This window comes from Paenibacillus ferrarius (assembly GCF_002027705.1).
Classification (GTDB): Bacteria; Bacillota; Bacilli; order Paenibacillales; family NBRC-103111; genus Paenibacillus_E; species Paenibacillus_E ferrarius.
Window position 1 is genome coordinate 268,207 of record NZ_MBTG01000012.1, and the last position, 17,418, is coordinate 285,624.

The following is a 17,418-nucleotide window of genomic DNA, read 5'->3' on the forward strand; positions in this document are numbered from 1 at the left end:
GAAGGAGGTGAAATTTGCTTTAGCGGCCGTAATGATTTGATATTGATGTGAAGTAGGGACAGGTTCTTTCACAAAATATGAAAAAGGGTGATCTTGAGATGGTTAAAATTACAAAAAAAGCAGCTTTCGCGGCAATGATTATGTCTTCAATGGTAGCAGTAAGTGCGTGTGGCAATTCGAGTTCTACCGAACCAACCTCATCTGGAGCTCCTACAAGCGATTCGAAAGCAACTGCTGCTGCCGGAGAGAAAGTGACCATCACCTATGCTGGTTGGAAACTGGATACGATGACAGATGTTATCAAAGAGTTTCAAACTAGCCATCCCAATATTGAAGTCAAATTAGAGAACACACCGTACAAGCAATACTTCACCAAATTAGAAACATCTGCGCAAGGCGGGACAATGCCTGATGTGCTCTGGATGAACGGTCCGAATTTTATTAAGTATGCTGAGAATGGGATGTTAAGAGATCTGTCTGACAATATCAAGAAAGATCAAGTGGATTTGAAAAATTATCCGACATCGCTCATTTCCCTGTATAGTCTCGGCGGTAAAAATTATGGGATTCCGAAGGATTATGACACGATTGGGCTCTGGTACAATAAGAAGCTTTTTGATGAAAAAGGCGTTTCTTACCCGGATGCCACTTGGGATTGGAATAAGCTGACGGAAGCTGCCAAGAAATTAACAGATACATCCAAAGGCATTTATGGCTTCGCTGCCCCGATGATGAATCAAGAAGACTACTATAATACGATTCTTCAAGCCGGCGGCAGCATCATTTCGGACGATCACAAAAAGTCGGGCTTCGACCAGCCAGAAGCGATCGAAGGCTTGAAATTTCTAACGGATCTCATCCAGGTACATAAAGTATCTCCAACCCTTGCCCAAATGACGGAAACAGCTCCATCGGATTTGTTTACGTCCGGTAAACTAGCCATGTATTTCGATGGTTCCTGGGCTGCCTTCTCGATTAACCAAAGTGCTGATATGAAAAACAATGCAGATGTTGCTCCTCTGCCAAAAGGGAAGAAACAAGGCGTTGTCATTCACGGACTAGGTCATGTGATTTCTGCGAATTCCAAACATCCCAAAGAAGCATGGGAATTCGTGAAATTCCTTGGTTCCAAGCAAGCAGCTGAAGTTGCCGCCAAGCAAGGGGGAGCAATCCCAGCTTTTAAAGGCAGTGAAACAGCTTGGTTAGCCGCTTTCCCGCAATACCATGCCAAAGCATTCATCGACATGACGGAGTATGCAACACCGTATCCGGTGTCCAAGAATACTTCTGTGTGGACAACGTATGAAACGGAAATTTTGAAAAATGCCTGGACTGGCGATAAATCAGTGGCAGATGCAGCCAAAGAGCTCGGAGCCAAAATGAACCAAGCGTTAGCAGCAGAGAAATAAGTCTTTGGCAGGGAGATTCGCGGTAGCAAGCAAGCGAATCTCCCGCCACTAAATCACTCATGGGAGCGTGAGTACTCATGCGAATCAGCTCGAAACGCCGGTCCGACTGGATGTGGGCGTACATCATGATTACACCATTAATGCTTGGTTTGCTCATCTTCTATATTTGGCCCGTGTTTCAGACTTTTTATTTCTCCTTCACCGATTGGGGTGCTTTTGGAAAGTACACATGGTCCGGGTTATCCAATTACAAGCAGCTTTTTACCGATAAAGATCTGCTTTATGCCTTCCGCAACACAAGTATTTACATTATTACTGCAGTTCCAATTGGCATTATTTTATCTATTGTATTAGCGGTGCTTTTGAATCAAAAAGTAAAAGGGTTGTCCATTTATCGCACGCTCTATTTTCTACCTGTTGTAACGATGCCCGCTGCGGTCGCGATGGTATGGAAATGGCTGTACAACTCCGATTTTGGTCTCATCAACTACGTATTGGGACGGTTGTCAATTACAGGACCTCACTGGTTGACCGATAATCGTACAGCGCTTTTATCCATTATTATTGTTGCTATCTGGAGCGCGATCGGCAGCCATATGATTATCTTCCTGTCGGGACTTCAAGGCATCTCTGTTTCCTACTATGAAGCAGCAGACATTGATGGGGCAGGGGCATACACCAAATTCATAAAGATAACACTGCCATTACTGACTCCAACTATCTTTTTCGTCATGGTAACGTCTTTGATTGGCGCGTTTCAAGTTTTTGACTTTATCTATATGATGGTTGGCGATATTGTTATGGAATCAACGCAATCGGTCGTTTTCTTGTATTACAAGTATGGGTTTCTCAAAAACAGCAAAGGCTACGCCTCATCCATTGCCGTGCTGCTCTTTGTTATCATTATGATCATTACGTATATTCAAATGAAAATCCAGAAGAAATGGGTTCATTACGAATGAAGGGGGCGAGCCTATGACAACCAAATCTCACCAACAAAAGTCGCTTCAGATCGGAGTAATCCATCTTATTCTTATTCTGGGAGCTGTCATTATGGTGACTCCTTTTATATGGATGTTTCTAACCTCGGTGAAAACATTGGGAGAGTCCACAGCGATACCGCCAGTGCTATTTCCAAAAAGCTTTCAGTGGAGCAATTACTCGAAAGTTTTTCTGAACTTGCCATTTTTCACTTTTTATTGGAATACATTTATTACGACGTTGGTTAAAGTCGTCGGACAGTTGATTATCTGTTCACTAGCCGCTTATGCGTTTGCACGAATTGCTTTTCCAGGTCGTCACTTCTTTTTTATTCTGATGCTTTCCGTACTCATGGTGCCAGGTCAAGTATTTCTCATTCCGCAGTACATGATTATGAAAGATTTCGGCTGGCTTAATTCGCTTACAGCCTTAATCGTGCCTGGCTTGTTCAGTGCATTTGGCACCTTTTTATTGCGTCAATTTTTCATGACGCTCCCGCATGAGTTGGAAGAAGCTGCGAAGCTGGATGGCTGCAATCAATTTCGAATTTATTGGCAAATCATGCTGCCGTTGGCCAAATCGGGCATGGTTGCTCTCGCTATTTTCACCATGTTATGGTCTTGGAATGACCTCATGTGGCCCTTAATTGTGAACAGTTCACCGGACAAAATGGTACTTTCTGCGGGAATAGCCTTCTTGGAGGGAGAGCACAAAACAAATTATACGATCATTATGGCAGGCTCTCTAATGGCCATTTTGCCGATGATTGTTATCTTCTTTGTCTTTCAGCGCTCCTTTATTCAAGGGATTGCTTTTACCGGAAGCAAGTCGTAATCACCGTAAGGATTCATTGACATACGAAGTCATTTGGAGGAATTTATTATGCAAAAAGTTACCGCTATCCTACTCGGAGCCGGAAATCGCGGAGCGCAAGCGTATGCGCCATATGCGCTTAATTACCCGCACGAGCTTGATATAATAGCCGTCGCAGAACCGGATGATGAGCGTCGCGCTGCTTTCGTGTTCGCCCATCAAATCTCACAGGATTATTCATTTTCGAATTGGGAACAGCTGCTGGCGCAGCCCAAAATCGCGGATATCGCGATCATATGCACGCAGGATCAGATGCATTATTACCCAACCTTGAAGGCTCTTGAGCTTGGCTATCACGTTTTATTAGAGAAGCCGATGTCTCCAAGCCCTGAAGAGTGCGTGGAAATGGAGCTTATGGCGAAAAAGCACAATCGTCTACTGACGATATGCCATGTTCTTCGGTATACAGCCTTCTGGACAGCGATGAAACGTGTCATCGAAGAAGGACGAATCGGCCAAATCGTCAATATTCAGCTGAATGAAAATGTCGGCAATATGCATATGGCACACAGCTTCGTACGGGGGAATTGGAATAATTCAGACACGTCCAGTCCGATGATATTGGCCAAATCGTGTCACGATATGGACATTCTCTCTTATATTATGGGCGAGCCATGCGAGCGTATTAGTTCTTTTGGATCGTTGATGCATTTCAAATCGGAGAATGCCCCGGTGGGAGCACCGGCTCGCTGCTTGGATGGATGCCCAGCGGAAGCGACTTGCCAATACTATGCGCCGAAGTATTATCTGGGGACTGGCCGCAGCTGGGCTGGTAAATTCACAACGGATACGAGTCTTGAAGGGATTATTGAAGCGCTGCACACGACCCCTTACGGCAAGTGTGTCTACCACAGCGATAACAATGTGGTTGATCATCAAGTCGTGAATATGGAGTTTGCGAGCGGGGCAACGGCGATGTTCAGCATGTGTGGATTTACGAGAGACAACACGCGTATTCTGCAAATCATGGGGACGAAAGGCGATATTCGTGGCAATATGGAAGAGCACGAATTTACGATCCACGACTTTGTGACGAATGAGCAAACGACGATTCATGTGCAAGCTTCCGAAGAAGGACATAACGGGGGAGATGCCGGGATCATCCGCAGCTTCCTGCGCGAGGTCAGAACGTATGCTGGTGGCGAAAGCGAGTCTTCCGCTTCGGTTTCTGTGCGCAGCCATCTCATGGCGTTTGCTGCAGAAGAATCCCGTGTGAACGGCGGCAAGCCAGTCGTCATTGAAGAGCTCCATAAACGTTTGGCAACGGTATAACGGAAATATACATATAGAACGCAAGCAGCCGAAGTGATTGGCGGCTTGCGTTTTTTGGCATTTGAATCTCGCGAAAAGGAACTATGATCCGCTATTATGCTGAAAAATGCCAAATCTTGCTTCAAAGGGAACTAAGGTCCGCTATTTCACCATTTGTGCTCGGAATCAGCGTTTTTCGCTTCAATAGCGTACCTCAGTTCCGTTACATGCTACTTTTGCCCTGATTCTCCCCATTTAGCGGATCATAGTTCCTTTTTGCGAGGGAATACCTATACCTATAATGCACCTTAGTCGAGTAGATAGGAATTTTGTTTGAAAATGATGAGAGGTTGAGATATAATCGTGGATATACACATATGTACACGTGTTGATCATATGTACATGTTGGATTGGGGTGCGATAATATGGCAGAACGCAATCAAGATCGATTCCGTTTGTTAGTTAAGATTTGTCAGCTTTATTACGAAGATGGATTGAATCAATTGGATATCGCCAAACGTTTGGGGATATCGCGGCCGCATGTTAGCCGTATGCTGGCAACAGCTAAGTCCGAAGGCATTGTGAAGATTTCTATTCATAATCCATTTTCTGTCGAGCAAGAACTTGAGAAATCGCTGTTAAGCCTCTTCGGGATTCAGGATGTGCTTATTGTCGACTCGACAGACATGAATCCAGACCAGCTGTACTCCTTGCTCGGACGAACCTGCTCACCCTTAATCGAATCTGTGCTGAGAGACGGGGATCATGTGGGGATCATGGCAGGGCAAACGATAGCGAGTGTTGCCGAGGAATTGGATTATTTTGCAAGTGAAGGCTTGCAGTTTGTGCCCTTGGTGGGGGGCTGGGGATCAGATGGAGCTTCTTGGCATGCAAACACGAATGCAATGGCATTTGCTAATAAGCTGAAAGCGAAATATTCGATCATTCATGCGCCTGCGGTTGTCGCCAATGAAGGAACAGGCACACTTTTGCGTGAAGAACCAGAGATTGCCAAGGTCCTTCATCAGGCACAAAATAGCCGAGTTGCGATTGTCAGTATCGGAGATGTGAGCGAGCAGGCGACTATGGTGAAGTCAGGCGGATTCAGCCCTGAGATGATGAGAGAACTGAAAGAGAGAGGCGCTGTGGCAAACCTATGTGCATCCTTCTTGGATGCAAACGGTCAGGAAATCGAATTTTCTCAACAAAATAAGATGATCGGCTTGTCAGCATGGGACCTGCGCGCTATTCCAACTGTCATTGGTGTCGCAGGCGGCGAGCAGAAAATCGAAGCCATCACAGCAGCTTTGCGGGGCAAATGGATTGATATTTTGGTGACAGACACATTGGCAGCGCGTGAAATTCTGTCGTCCTATCACAATTTGAAGTGAATAGAAGGGAAGATGATGGCCATGCCAGACAAGGAAAAGTCAGCGACAACTGCCTCTGTAACGGTGGATGAGTTTATCTCAGAAAATGGTTACTACGGGGACTATGGCGGTTCTTTTATACCTGAAATTCTAGTTCCCGCATTTGAAGAGATTAAGGCACATTTTGAAGCGATTCGATATGACGAAGATTTCTGGCAGCAATATCGCGCTTTGCTTACGAACTATTCCGGGCGACCTACGCCGCTTACTTATGCAGATCGGCTAACTGAGCACTATGGTCGAGCCCACATTTATATTAAACGCGAGGATCTCAATCATACTGGTGCTCACAAATTAAATAATGCGCTTGGTCAAGCCATGCTTGCCAAGAAAATGGGCAAAACGCGAATTATTGCCGAAACAGGAGCAGGACAGCATGGGGTGGCAACAGCAACGGCAGCGGCGAAGTTAGGTCTATCCGCAACCATCTATATGGGACGAGAGGATATGGAGCGGCAATACGCCAATGTCTTCTGGATGAAAAGGCTCGGTGCCGAGGTCATTGCGGTCGACTACGGGTCGCAGACGTTAAAGGATGCGATTAATGAAACGCTGAGAGATTGGGTATCCAGCTTTGAGACGACGCATTATGTGCTTGGAACAGCTTCAGGCGCCCATCCATTTCCGGCGATGGTTGCTTTCTTTCAATCGGTCATCGGGATTGAGGCGAAAGACCAAATCTTGCGCGCAGCAGGCAGGCTGCCAAGTCATGTTTATGCCTGTGTAGGCGGCGGTTCCAATGCACTTGGCATCTTCCAAGCCTTTTACCCGCATGACGATGTGAAATTGATCGGTGTTGAAGCCGGCGGAAAAGGGAAGGAATCTGGTCAGCATGCTGCGAGAATTGCCTATGGCGAGGGCACTTTAGGCGTAGCTCAAGGCTATAAGACGCTGTTTCTGCAAAATAAGGATGGTCAAATGAACGATACGTATAGCCTTGCTGCTGGTTTAGATTACGTGGGCGTATCGCCCATCTTGGCGGATTTATCCAAACGAGGAAGGGTACAGTTCAGTGCTGCTACGGATGACGAAGTGATAAATGCGCTGCAAACCGTTATGCAAACGGAAGGCCTCATTCCTGCCCTGGAATCTACGCATGCTTTCGCAGGGGCGTTCAGGGACATTGTTCATTCTTCGAAGTCGGATATCTTCATCATTAATATGTCCGGTCGTGGGGACAAAGACATCTTTAATATAGCGGAGGGATTGCAGGATGAAGAATGGAAAGCATTTATCCACCGAAAAAGCAACCAGTTCAGTCGTCAGGCTTGAGGATCGCATTCATCGTAAAAGCGGAGAAAAGCCCATTCAGATCATGACGCACCAGATTCTTGGTTATCCAAGCTTCGAGACGAATTATCAAATGATTCGTTTGTTCAACGAGAATAAGGTTGATTTGGTAGAGCTTCAGCTCCCATTTTCGGAGCCCATTGCCGATGGGCCTGTATTTCTAAGAGCGAATCAAGCCTCGCTGACGAATGGGACGACGACACAGCAATGTTTGGATTTCGCCAAGCGTGTTGCGGCTGAATTTCCGAATCTGTCATTTTTGTTTATGACTTATTATAATGTTATTTTCCAGTACGGTATCGAAAAGTTCATAGCGGAATGTTCAATGATTGGCATCGATGGCTTGATTGTGCCAGATGCCTTTCCTGATGAGAGCAGCGAGTTTATGGCAACTTGCCGTGACTATCAGGTAGAACCGATTCTCATTGCTACCCCTTACACCAAAGATGATCGTCTGGCTTATTTGGCTGAAGAAACCGGAGGTTTTATCTATTGTGCCGCTCGCAAAGGTGTGACAGGCTCCAAAACCTCATTCGGTGACGAGACGGACGTATTCTTAAAACGTGTGCGAAGCTTTGCCAAGACTCCTATCGCTGTTGGGTTCGGGATTCAGAGCAGAGCGGACGTGCAGTATCTAAAAGGGAAATGTGATATTGCTATTGTTGGCACACAATTGCTTAATGTTCTGGAAGAAGATGGCCTTGACGGTGTGCATCGGTTTTTGCAATCTTTGACCTCATGACAAAAACCTTCCATCTCACAGTAAACCACGATCAATTAGGGGGAAAGATGAGTGGGGAAAGAGAGCTGGAGCGGGGCTCTATGATGGGAGCTAAGCTGAAAGCCTGCAGAAGTGCCGGCTTTTGTAACGAAATCAGACGGAAAGTAGAGAAAGCCTGCAATTGTGCAGGATTTTCGCGCACTATTCTTCCAGAATGGAGAAAATCACTCGAATACATGCATTATTGCAGGAATTTGACTGATTAGCTGATCGATCAAGGAAAAAGGATGCATTATCGCAGGCTTTTAGAAAGTATAGTTACTTACGAGAATTCAATCAGAGCAATTTGCTCATATTCCTACTCTTTGCAGAGGAGTTTGCTTTCTTCTGCGCTTCAACCTCGTGTTTTCATCCTCGAATTCAACAAATGCAGGCGGATCATCAAAGTGACTGACATTCAATGTTAGCAGCAGAAATGAAGCTTGTGCAACGCCCCCATTTCTAAGTAGAAAGCTTCCGCCCTTCCGGCATATGCGCAGGTTGTTCACGTAGAATTGAGCCATCAGCCAGATGAAGCCACGTATCAAATGCCCGAACACCCTCCGATAGCTGGATTACTCTGGCACCGGTCATGAAAGGACGATCTAAGTAAGCGTTCCGGGTCGTACGCCCATAGCAAAGGCGAATCCCGCGCAGGGTGCCCCAAAAATCATTGCCATGATCATGGCCGACAAAGGTTCCCATCACATCCCCCATTTCTACCATAGCTGCGAAGAAGCCTGTGTTAATCCAAGGAGCCGAACAGCCATAATCCTGTCTCTGCCCATAACATACGCTGAAGTCCCAGATATCATTGTACTCAGGCAATGGAATATGGAAGAAAGCAAGGGAAGGCAGCGGTTGCCCGCCGTTCTGTGCGGTTAATTGGTAGGATTGATCGACATACCAATGAATCTGGCTTCTTCGAATCCAATCGTAGAAGCCAAGCCGCGAATATTCGAGTGGCGAGTAGCTGCCTGAATCCAGAAAATAGAGCGCAGCAGCCGGATCATTATGCTTATCATGAATGGTTAAGACATAGTTGCCGACGCCGTCCACGTGAGGCGGATCGGGCTTCGCATAGCTAAACCGATGAGCTAATTGCAGCGCATGCAGCTGTTCGCGCGTCATATTGGCAGCTTCGGAATCATGATTCCCGAAAACGACAGCCCAGGGAATTTCCAGCTCTTCAGGAATTGCCACCGCATTGCGGAATAGTTGAGCTACATCCGTGCTCCCGCCGCTTGCAATGACATCCCCGGTGTAGACAACCAGATCAGGTTTCTCGGACTCGAGGATATGGCGCATCATCGCATTCATGTTGATTTCATCTTCTGCTTGACTGTTGCTGAACTCCGCATCAGCGAATTGTACGATTTTGAATGTGCCATCTTCACGAAATCGAAGTTGTCTCTTCATGTCAGAACCCTCTCATTCTCTGGGAAATTGTAACAAGAAGCAGAAACCGCTTCTAACAGCCGCCTATGTGCGAGGTCAAAATTGACGGAATTGGTTTCAACTCCTGTAAAGCTGAAGAAACAGGATTGAAGAATCTCATCTGCCAACGGTTTATTGACACCAGCAAGCAGCTGAAGCAGTTCATAATCTTCGACACCTAAGCGCATTGCTTCTAATCGCATGCTAAGCATCGGACCCTCGGCGTCTGGGTAGACAATATGGGTATCTCCGGAAGGAACTCTTTTGGCATGTACGCCAGGCGCGAGGTACGGACAAGTCAGTTCAAACGGATCTTGATTATCCAAGTACATATTGAAACCCCAATGGAGATAGCCTTTTAACCCATATTTGTAATTCCCCCAATGTAAATACCGCGTTTTCAATAGGGGAATATCCAAGAAGCGGTTTAGGTAATGTCCGCCGGGATTCCAACACGTATAGAACCAGACGGTTTCTCCCAGATTCTGAAGGTGTTGAAAGTGAGCTTGATGCTGATCAAAGCCTTCGTTCGTTGGCACCCAGATATCTAGGGAGCCTTCGATATGAGGATAGATCATAGCTTCGATGAGCTTGACACCAGGCATGAACTTCCGCACGATGCTGGAGAGTATGCGGAAATCGCTGGCTGATTGCTGAATCGGTTCATCGGCCACATGCTGAATCGTGCGATCCAACCAATCGTGCTGCTGGAGAAATTGCTGCCAAGCAGGCAGGAACTGGGCGAGAAACGTATATCCTTCCGGTGATGTCGCCTTGATGTCATTTCGATAATTAAGCACGAATAATGGATCGTCCCAACCGGTTCGAGAAGCTAGATGTCCACCCTCAATCCCCGTAAAACCAAGCGATAGAAAGAGTTCGATGTATCTTTTCACCTTCGTAAAATCAAACGTATAGCGCCCAGTATCCTCTTGGATGTCAATAAGCTCTAGTCCAACTAAAAAGTGTGTTTGGCGCGTCCTGCGCATGGCTTCGCCGTACTTTCTCAGCATGTGCCAGTGATCCTCAGACCAAAGTTCTAAACCATGGTAAGTTGCGGCATTTTGATTGGAAAGCCAATTCGTTATCGCCAAAGTCTCCTGCTCAGGGACGACTGCCTGGAAAACTTCCAAAGTGACTGGAATGTTAATTGCTTGGTTACCTGCTGTTAGGCAAATCTCCCCGTGATAAATGGAAGGGAGCAGGGAAGCGGGAATGTGCCATGAAACATAGAGCGCTTCTTTAGGACTGCTGGTGGTGAAAGCTTGATCAACTCGCTGTAAGGCATCATACACACGAAAAGGAGCAGGGCGAGTGATATAGTCAGCTGGAGTCCCGACGGGGATGGTCGAGTATTTAGGTCCTGTATTCTCATTTACCAGCACATCTCTCAAACGAAAGAGTTCCATCTGGATATTATCGCAGTTCATGGCAGCAGAAGGAGTAGGGGTGTAAGTCCAGGATAGAGGAGCGCCCACGTCTTCCAACTGAATCAGGATTTGACAACCCGCACGAGATCCTCGCGCAGTTGAAAGGGAGATGCTGTCTGGCCCAGATTCACTGATGAGGGTATCTGGATACAACCATTCATTCGTATGAAAGATTTGATATGGCATAAGGCATTCACACCTTCCTGAATAAAGAGTTCGGCAGCTGTGCGTCCCATGTAACCGGTATTTCCAAACCTAACGCATGAGCAGCAACAGCAGCCGTGTCAACGATTGATAATGGAGGCAGCTGCGTATTGGCATCAATACCAGGTCCGACGCATCCCCAGAATACTTGTTTGTCCATCGGATGATCGCTGCCGTGATTGTAGGCATCAGCTCCGCCACCGCCATGGTCAGTTAATAAAATGATCAAACTATCCTCGAGCAGCTGCAATCTTTCAATGGCATCCAGCACTTTCCCGAATAACTGATCACATCTAGTGATCGCTTTTAAATAATCAGGTGAGCTGGGCCCATAACCGTACTTGTGGCCTGAACCATCCGGCTCGTCTAATTGCATGAACAATAATTTAACGTCTGGATTGTTATCCAAATAGTTTTCAAGCGCAGCTACAAGCTGATCGTCGGGAAGGGAGACTTTGTGTATCTCCTGCTCGTCTTCAATAATGCCGTCATTAATTGGCGACCATCCGACAAATGAGGCTAATTTGGCATCGGCCCAAGCTTCTCTGGCCAAGCGAAAGATCGAAGGGTAGGAAGAATCCAGCGGGAACTTCTCGCTAGCTGCAAGCTCATTGGTCAATAAATGCTTCTCTGGACGAACACCATGCAGAACGGAGCCCCAGCATTGCGCGCTAATTGTCGGTGATTCGGCCTGTGCGCGATAAGTGACGGCTCCCTTTTGCAAAAATGAATCAATGACAGGTGTTTCTGTGTGCTCTAAGAACGAGCCAGCGCCATCCATGCCAAGAATAAAAACACGCTGTAAGGAAATTGAATGTGCCATAGAATACCTCCTCAAATCGTAAAAAGAATAAGGGACTTTCTACCAAAATAATCATTTCGCTCTAAGCATAAAGAGTCCCTATACGAGTGTCAATATCGCTGAACAGCGATTCGTACAACAAGTCACCATTGTCGTACTACGAAGTCATGATCCTAGTGGTCGATGAGATTTTGGTTGTAATATAATGGCACTGTAAGCGAGAGAAAGTCAGAAAGGGTGGGCACATGAAAGGAATGGAAACCGTTTCAATGCAACCGCAATATGCGGCAGTAACGAGGAAGAAGAGTCGGGTATGGTTAAAAAAGTTTAATAAATTCAAATGGCTGCTGCTAATGACCCTGCCAGGTATTCTGTATTTGTTTATCAATAATTACATTCCTATGTATGGATTAATTCTCGCTTTCAAGAACTTCAATTTTGCCAAAGGGATGTGGGGAAGCGACTGGGTGGGGATGGACAACTTCAAATTCCTATTTAACAGCCCTGACGCTTATATCATCACGCGAAATACGATTTTGTATAATGTGGTTTTTATTGTTCTTAATTTAATCTTGGCCTTGCTAGCCGCACTATTAATAAATGAAATCAAAGACAAATTGATTTCTCGGTTTTACCAAAGCACATTTCTCTTACCCCATATCATTTCTATGGTTGTTGTCGCCTATCTCGTATACAGCTTCCTCAATATGGAAAATGGGCTCGTCAACCGTCTTATGGGCAAATGGTTTCACAAAGAGGCTATTTCTTGGTACAGTGAAGCTGGCTATTGGCCATATATCCTCGTTATCGTCAATGCATGGAAGCATGTTGGTTACTTATCCATCATCTATTTTGCTGCGATGTTAGGCATTGATAAGGAATATTATGAAGCTGCAACCATTGACGGTGCCAACAAGTGGAAACAGATGACGCGAATTACGATTCCGTTAATTACCCCCATTATTACAACGATGACTCTATTAGCCGTAAGCGGCATTCTACGTTCTGACTTTGGTTTGTTCTATCAGGTGCCGATGAATACGGGGGCGTTGATCCCGACAACGAATACCATTGATACGTTCGTGTATCGAGCTATGGGACAATTAGGGGATATCGGCATGTCTTCCGCAGCAGGACTGTATCAATCATGCATCTGCTTCATCCTGATTCTGGCAGCCAATTACGCCGTGCGCCGGGTGAACAAGCAAGAAGCTTTATTCTAGGGAAGGGTGTATCTCGATGATCAAGACGAATAGAATCAGTCAGGCCAGCATTCATGTCTTCTTTTGGTTGTTTACAATCGCTTCCTTATTGCCTTTTCTCCTTATCTTCATGGTTTCGATCTCGGATGAAACTTCCATAGAGTCTAATGGCTATTCGTTATTCCCGAGCAAAATTAGCTTCGCTGCATACCAGTTTTTATTTTTTAACTTCTCGGAAATTACCAAAGCCTATGGGATCACGATCTTTTGCACGATTATCGGTACTGTGTTAAGCTTACTCGTTACAACATTGATGGCATATCCGCTTTCAAGGGCAAATTTGCCGTTCCGCCGAAGCCTAGCTTTCTACATCTTTTTTACGATGTTGTTTAGCGGGGGGATGGTCCCGTGGTATATGACGTTTGTAAATCTGCTGCATATGAAAAATTCAATGCTGGCGATGATTATTCCGGGCATGCTGTTAAGTGCTTTTAACATTTTGTTAATGCGCAGCTTTTTCGCGAACTCGATCCCCGAATCGGTCATTGAATCAGCGACTATTGATGGAGCGAGCGAAATTCAAATTTTCTGGAAAATTGTAACACCGCTTTCACTGCCAATCCTAGCTACAATCGGGCTGTTTACAACGCTAGCTTATTGGAATGATTGGTACAATTGCATGCTGTTCATTGATAAACCCGCACTCTACAACATTCAATATTTAATGACCAAAACACTCACCAATATCCAATACCTCATTATGAAGTCCAACTCCTCTGCACAAGCGGGTGAACTGCTCGCCAAGATGCCAAGGGAAACCGTTCGTATGGCGCTCGCGATTGTCGGAATAGGACCGCTGCTTCTGGCGTATCCGTTTTTTCAGAAATATTACATCAGTGGAATCACCAGCGGAGCCGTCAAGGGGTAATGGGGTTGGAAGAAACTAGAATTTTACTTTGAGAGGGGATACTAGATCCATGAAGAAATCATTCAAGATCGTCTTTACGCTTATGATTGGCAGCGCATTCACATTATCCGGCTGCAGCAGCGACACGAATAAAGGGGGAGCCTCGACGACAAGCACCGCGACCTCATCGGATTCAGGTTCCAAAGCTTTGGCTCCATACAAAATAACGCTCGTATACCCGGCATCCGCACCGAAAGATTTAGCTTTGGTTCAAGCAGAAATGAGCAAATACTTAACGGAAAAGATTAACGCAACCATCGAACTTAAGCCAATCGAGTGGGGCTCATGGGATGACAAGACGAATTTGATGAAAATATCGAATGAAACGTATGACCTTATGTTTACAGCCAGCTGGTATTATTATCCGCGTGATGCGGCCAAGGGGCAGTATCTGGAATTAGATGATCTCATGTCCAAATACGGGAAAGACATTCCTGGCGTGCTTGGTCCAGATTTCATCAAAGGCTCACGGATCGGTGGCAAGCTCTTCGCGCTGCCCACGAATAAGGAATTCGGCCAAGGCTTTGGGTTCTTATTGAACAAAAAACTAGTGGATAAGTACAATTTTGATACTAAAGGCATTAAATCCATGGACGAGCTTGAAGCGATGTTCCAAAAGATCAAGGAGAGCGAGCCAGGGGTAACGCCTATTATCAGCAGTAAATTCTCTAACATTTGGAGTGCGGCTAACTATGACGGTATTGTTGCAGGTCTTGCGATTCCACGCGGTAGCAAAGAGCTTAAAATTGTAGATACGCTAGAGGACCCGAACGTACTCAATTTCTACAAACGGATTAATCAGTGGAATAAGAACGGTTGGTTTGACAAAGACGTGCTCACCTCGGATTCTGACCAAGCGATGAATATGATTAAAGCAGGCAAAGGCTTCGCTGTCGCGCAATCCTTGAAGCCAGGCAAAGACAAGGAAATGAGTCTTACTTCGGGGACAGAGGTCGTCCAAATCGAGACCGCAGCACCTTTTACAACAACAGGTGATGCCCAAGGAGCAATGTTAGGAATCTCACGTACATCGAAAGATCCGGCGCGAGTTATGATGTTCCTGAATTTGCTGTATACGGATGCCAAGCTGCTTAACATGCTCGATTGGGGAATTGAGAACAAGCATTACGTGAAGAAATCAGATCATATGATTGATTATCCTGCTGGAATGACAGCTGATACAGAAACCTATCCGAATCCAGGCGGCTGGATGTTCGGCAATCAATTCAATTCCTATTTATTCGCCAATGAAGACCCGAACAAATGGAAATTGTTCAAAGAGTTCAATGACCGATCGGAACGCTCAATTGCTCTTGGTTTTTCATTTAATCAAGAACCGGTGAAGTCCGAGCTGGCTTCGATAACAAACGTCGAAAATGAGTTTAAATCCCTTTACACCGGTGCCGTTGATCCAGAGAAAACAATTGCCAAGTGGAAAGAGAAGCGGGCAGCAGCAGGCTTTGACCGTGTGAAGGCAGAAGTCGAGAAGCAATTGAAAGAGTGGGCGGCTTCCCAAAAATAAGTGAACGTCGCTATCCTGGAATACCCTACCTTTATTCTGTATCCCAAAAGGTAGGGATTCCTTATTTGGCCTATACTAACTATAATGGTTGTATTCCCTAGCGTTAGGAGAGACCTGAATCGATGACAAGTTCTCTTCGATTTAAACTGATTATCGGATTCATTGCCATTGCGATTCCGTTATTGATCTTGTTGTTAGTGAACAATTTATATGCATCCAGCACGGTCAGAGAGCAGGTTGCTGAATCGAACAAAAATGCAATCATTCTATATTCAAATCAAATTCAGGCTGAACTGGACCGAGAGACCAATTTCTTATACAATTTGGCCTACGAAGATCCCAATATCTCGTTGTTATCGAGAGTTAAGTCAGATCCAACCGAGTACATTCTCACTAAAGAACGAATTATTAATGAATTAAACCGGTATCACCGTTTTGACAGCAGCGTGGATTTTCAGTTTATTTATTCTGTCACGAATGAAGACATCTTCAACACTGCGATCAAAACGAAATCCTATGACGAACTTATTGCCACTCAAACGACGTTAGCTGCGCTGTTAAAAGAAGCACAACCAGGCAGTCCTTTTTTTCAGAAATGGAAAGCGGTTAAATATGGCGATGAGTATGCGTTAGTGAGATTGGTGGATACAGGGGAAGGCTATTACTTAGGGGCTTCTGTCCGTTTAAGAAACCTGATGATTCCGCTCGACTTAATTCAACTAGGATCAGACGGATTTGCTTCTTTTATCTCGGCAGAAGGACGGATTATTGCGAATAAAGACTCCTCTATGGAGCTTTCTATTGAACCTGCAATTCTCAATCAGAAGGAAGAAGCCTATCAGCTTATCAGCATAACGGATAAAAGATACATTGTCGTCTCCAATCCGATTAAGGGTACGGATACAATGTTAAGCGCTTTTATTCCGGAAAAGAAATTAGTTCAGAAATTGACGTACTTCCGTGGATTCATTTTCATCATACCTGTCCTAGCGGCAATCGTTCTAATCTTCTATGTCTTCTATTTGAATGAGATGGTCCTGAAACCTATTTACAATCTGATTCGTGGGATGCGGAAAATTAAACATGGCGATTGGAGCACGCGTCTTATGCCTTCCCAAACGAAAGAGTTTACGATCATTAATGAAACGTTTAACGATATGGCCTCGCAAATTCACGATCTGAAGATTCATGTCTATGAAGAGCAGATTAAATTACATAAAGCGGAAGTGAAGCATTTGCAGCTTCAAATGAATCCGCATTTTTTATTGAATGCAATTAATATCATTTACAATCTGGCGCAAATTCAGAAATACGATATTATCCAGCTGATGAGTTTGAACTTAGTCAAATATTTCCGCTTCACCACACAGACGCATCGAAATGTTGTTTCAATTGCGGAGGAACTCGAGCATATGGAGAGCTATATGAATATCCAGAAGCTTCGCTTTCCAGATCGCATTACATTCCAATTCGAAGTTGAGGAATCGCTGCGAACGACGTGCATTCCGCCTCTGATCATTCAGCCTTTCATCGAAAACAGTATGAAATACGGGTTTGATTTCATGGATCATCCGTTTCATATGCATATTCATATTCGTTCAGACATGCCGTCACAGACGATGGAAATCGTCATATCCGATAACGGAAGCGGCTTTAGCGAAGATATTCTTGCAAGTTTGCAAAATGGCGAGTACTTTCTTTCGCAAAATGGGGAGCATTTAGGCATCTGGAATGTCCATCATCGTTTGCAGTTTATATTTGGGCATGAAGCAAGCCTGAAATTCAGCAATTTGCCAGATTCGGGCGCTTGTATTGTAATACGCATGCCCATTCGTCAATTGGATTCATTCAGCTAGTCCA

14 protein-coding genes are annotated in these 17,418 nt (G+C 45.2%); 11 read left to right on the plus strand and 3 right to left on the minus strand.

Going from position 1 to position 17,418, the window contains the following annotated elements; translation table 11 throughout:
* Nucleotides 1-98: 98 nt before the first annotated feature.
* The 7 genes from BC351_RS14545 to trpA all read left to right on the plus strand — a co-directional run bounded on the left by BC351_RS14545 (nucleotide 99) and on the right by trpA (nucleotide 7,976).
* Entirely contained in the window at nucleotides 99-1,409 is a 1,311-nt protein-coding gene (locus tag BC351_RS14545; RefSeq protein WP_079413181.1) for an ABC transporter substrate-binding protein, read from the plus strand.
* A gap of 77 nt (nucleotides 1,410-1,486) precedes the next feature.
* Nucleotides 1,487-2,371 (plus strand): carbohydrate ABC transporter permease, encoded by an 885-nt coding sequence (locus tag BC351_RS14550; protein ID WP_144028395.1) that lies wholly within the window; start codon nucleotides 1,487-1,489, stop codon nucleotides 2,369-2,371.
* Nucleotides 2,372-2,384: 13 nt separating this feature from the next.
* Nucleotides 2,385-3,224 (plus strand): carbohydrate ABC transporter permease, encoded by an 840-nt coding sequence (locus tag BC351_RS14555; RefSeq protein ID WP_079413183.1) that lies wholly within the window; start codon nucleotides 2,385-2,387, stop codon nucleotides 3,222-3,224.
* A 48-nt stretch (nucleotides 3,225-3,272) separates the two neighbouring features.
* Nucleotides 3,273-4,535: a Gfo/Idh/MocA family protein gene (locus tag BC351_RS14560; protein WP_079413185.1), complete on the plus strand. Its 1,263-nt coding sequence runs from the start codon at nucleotides 3,273-3,275 to the stop codon at nucleotides 4,533-4,535.
* Nucleotides 4,536-4,939: 404 nt separating this feature from the next.
* Entirely contained in the window at nucleotides 4,940-5,905 is a 966-nt protein-coding gene (locus tag BC351_RS14565) for a sugar-binding transcriptional regulator (protein ID WP_079413187.1), read from the plus strand.
* Between the two features lie 63 nt (nucleotides 5,906-5,968).
* A complete protein-coding gene (gene trpB / locus BC351_RS14570; RefSeq protein ID WP_208629731.1) occupies nucleotides 5,969-7,216 on the plus strand; it encodes a tryptophan synthase subunit beta in 1,248 nt (415 codons plus the stop codon).
* Complete coding sequence (gene trpA, locus BC351_RS14575; RefSeq protein WP_079413189.1) at nucleotides 7,158-7,976, plus strand: tryptophan synthase subunit alpha; 819 nt, start codon at nucleotides 7,158-7,160, stop codon at nucleotides 7,974-7,976. The genes trpB and trpA overlap by 59 nt, the downstream gene beginning before the upstream one ends.
* 480 nt (nucleotides 7,977-8,456) lie before the next feature.
* On the opposite strand, the gene BC351_RS14585 is transcribed toward trpA, so the two are convergent.
* Genes BC351_RS14585 through BC351_RS14595 form a run of 3 tightly spaced genes read right to left on the minus strand, consistent with a single transcriptional unit; the run spans nucleotide 8,457 to nucleotide 11,888 of the window.
* Nucleotides 8,457-9,413 carry a metallophosphoesterase family protein gene (locus BC351_RS14585; RefSeq protein ID WP_079413193.1) on the minus strand — a complete coding sequence of 319 codons (957 nt, stop codon included), beginning with the start codon at nucleotides 9,411-9,413 and terminating at the stop codon, nucleotides 8,457-8,459.
* Nucleotides 9,410-11,047, minus strand: a complete 1,638-nt coding sequence (locus BC351_RS14590) for a DUF4091 domain-containing protein (RefSeq protein WP_079413195.1) — start codon at nucleotides 11,045-11,047, stop codon at nucleotides 9,410-9,412. The genes BC351_RS14585 and BC351_RS14590 overlap by 4 nt, the downstream gene beginning before the upstream one ends.
* A gap of 7 nt (nucleotides 11,048-11,054) precedes the next feature.
* Nucleotides 11,055-11,888, minus strand: a complete 834-nt coding sequence (locus tag BC351_RS14595) for an alkaline phosphatase family protein (RefSeq protein WP_079413197.1) — start codon at nucleotides 11,886-11,888, stop codon at nucleotides 11,055-11,057.
* A gap of 233 nt (nucleotides 11,889-12,121) precedes the next feature.
* On the opposite strand from BC351_RS14595, the gene BC351_RS14600 reads away from it, so the two are divergent.
* The 4 genes from BC351_RS14600 (at nucleotide 12,122) to BC351_RS14615 (ending at nucleotide 17,414) form a co-directional block, all read left to right on the plus strand.
* Complete coding sequence (locus BC351_RS14600) at nucleotides 12,122-13,090, plus strand: ABC transporter permease (RefSeq protein ID WP_425270926.1); 969 nt, start codon at nucleotides 12,122-12,124, stop codon at nucleotides 13,088-13,090.
* A gap of 16 nt (nucleotides 13,091-13,106) precedes the next feature.
* Nucleotides 13,107-13,997, plus strand: a complete 891-nt coding sequence (locus BC351_RS14605; RefSeq protein WP_079413201.1) for a carbohydrate ABC transporter permease — start codon at nucleotides 13,107-13,109, stop codon at nucleotides 13,995-13,997.
* Nucleotides 13,998-14,046: 49 nt separating this feature from the next.
* Complete coding sequence (locus BC351_RS14610; RefSeq protein ID WP_079413203.1) at nucleotides 14,047-15,558, plus strand: ABC transporter substrate-binding protein; 1,512 nt, start codon at nucleotides 14,047-14,049, stop codon at nucleotides 15,556-15,558.
* Nucleotides 15,559-15,680: 122 nt separating this feature from the next.
* Complete coding sequence (locus tag BC351_RS14615; protein ID WP_079413205.1) at nucleotides 15,681-17,414, plus strand: cache domain-containing sensor histidine kinase; 1,734 nt, start codon at nucleotides 15,681-15,683, stop codon at nucleotides 17,412-17,414.
* Nucleotides 17,415-17,418: the final 4 nt, after the last annotated feature.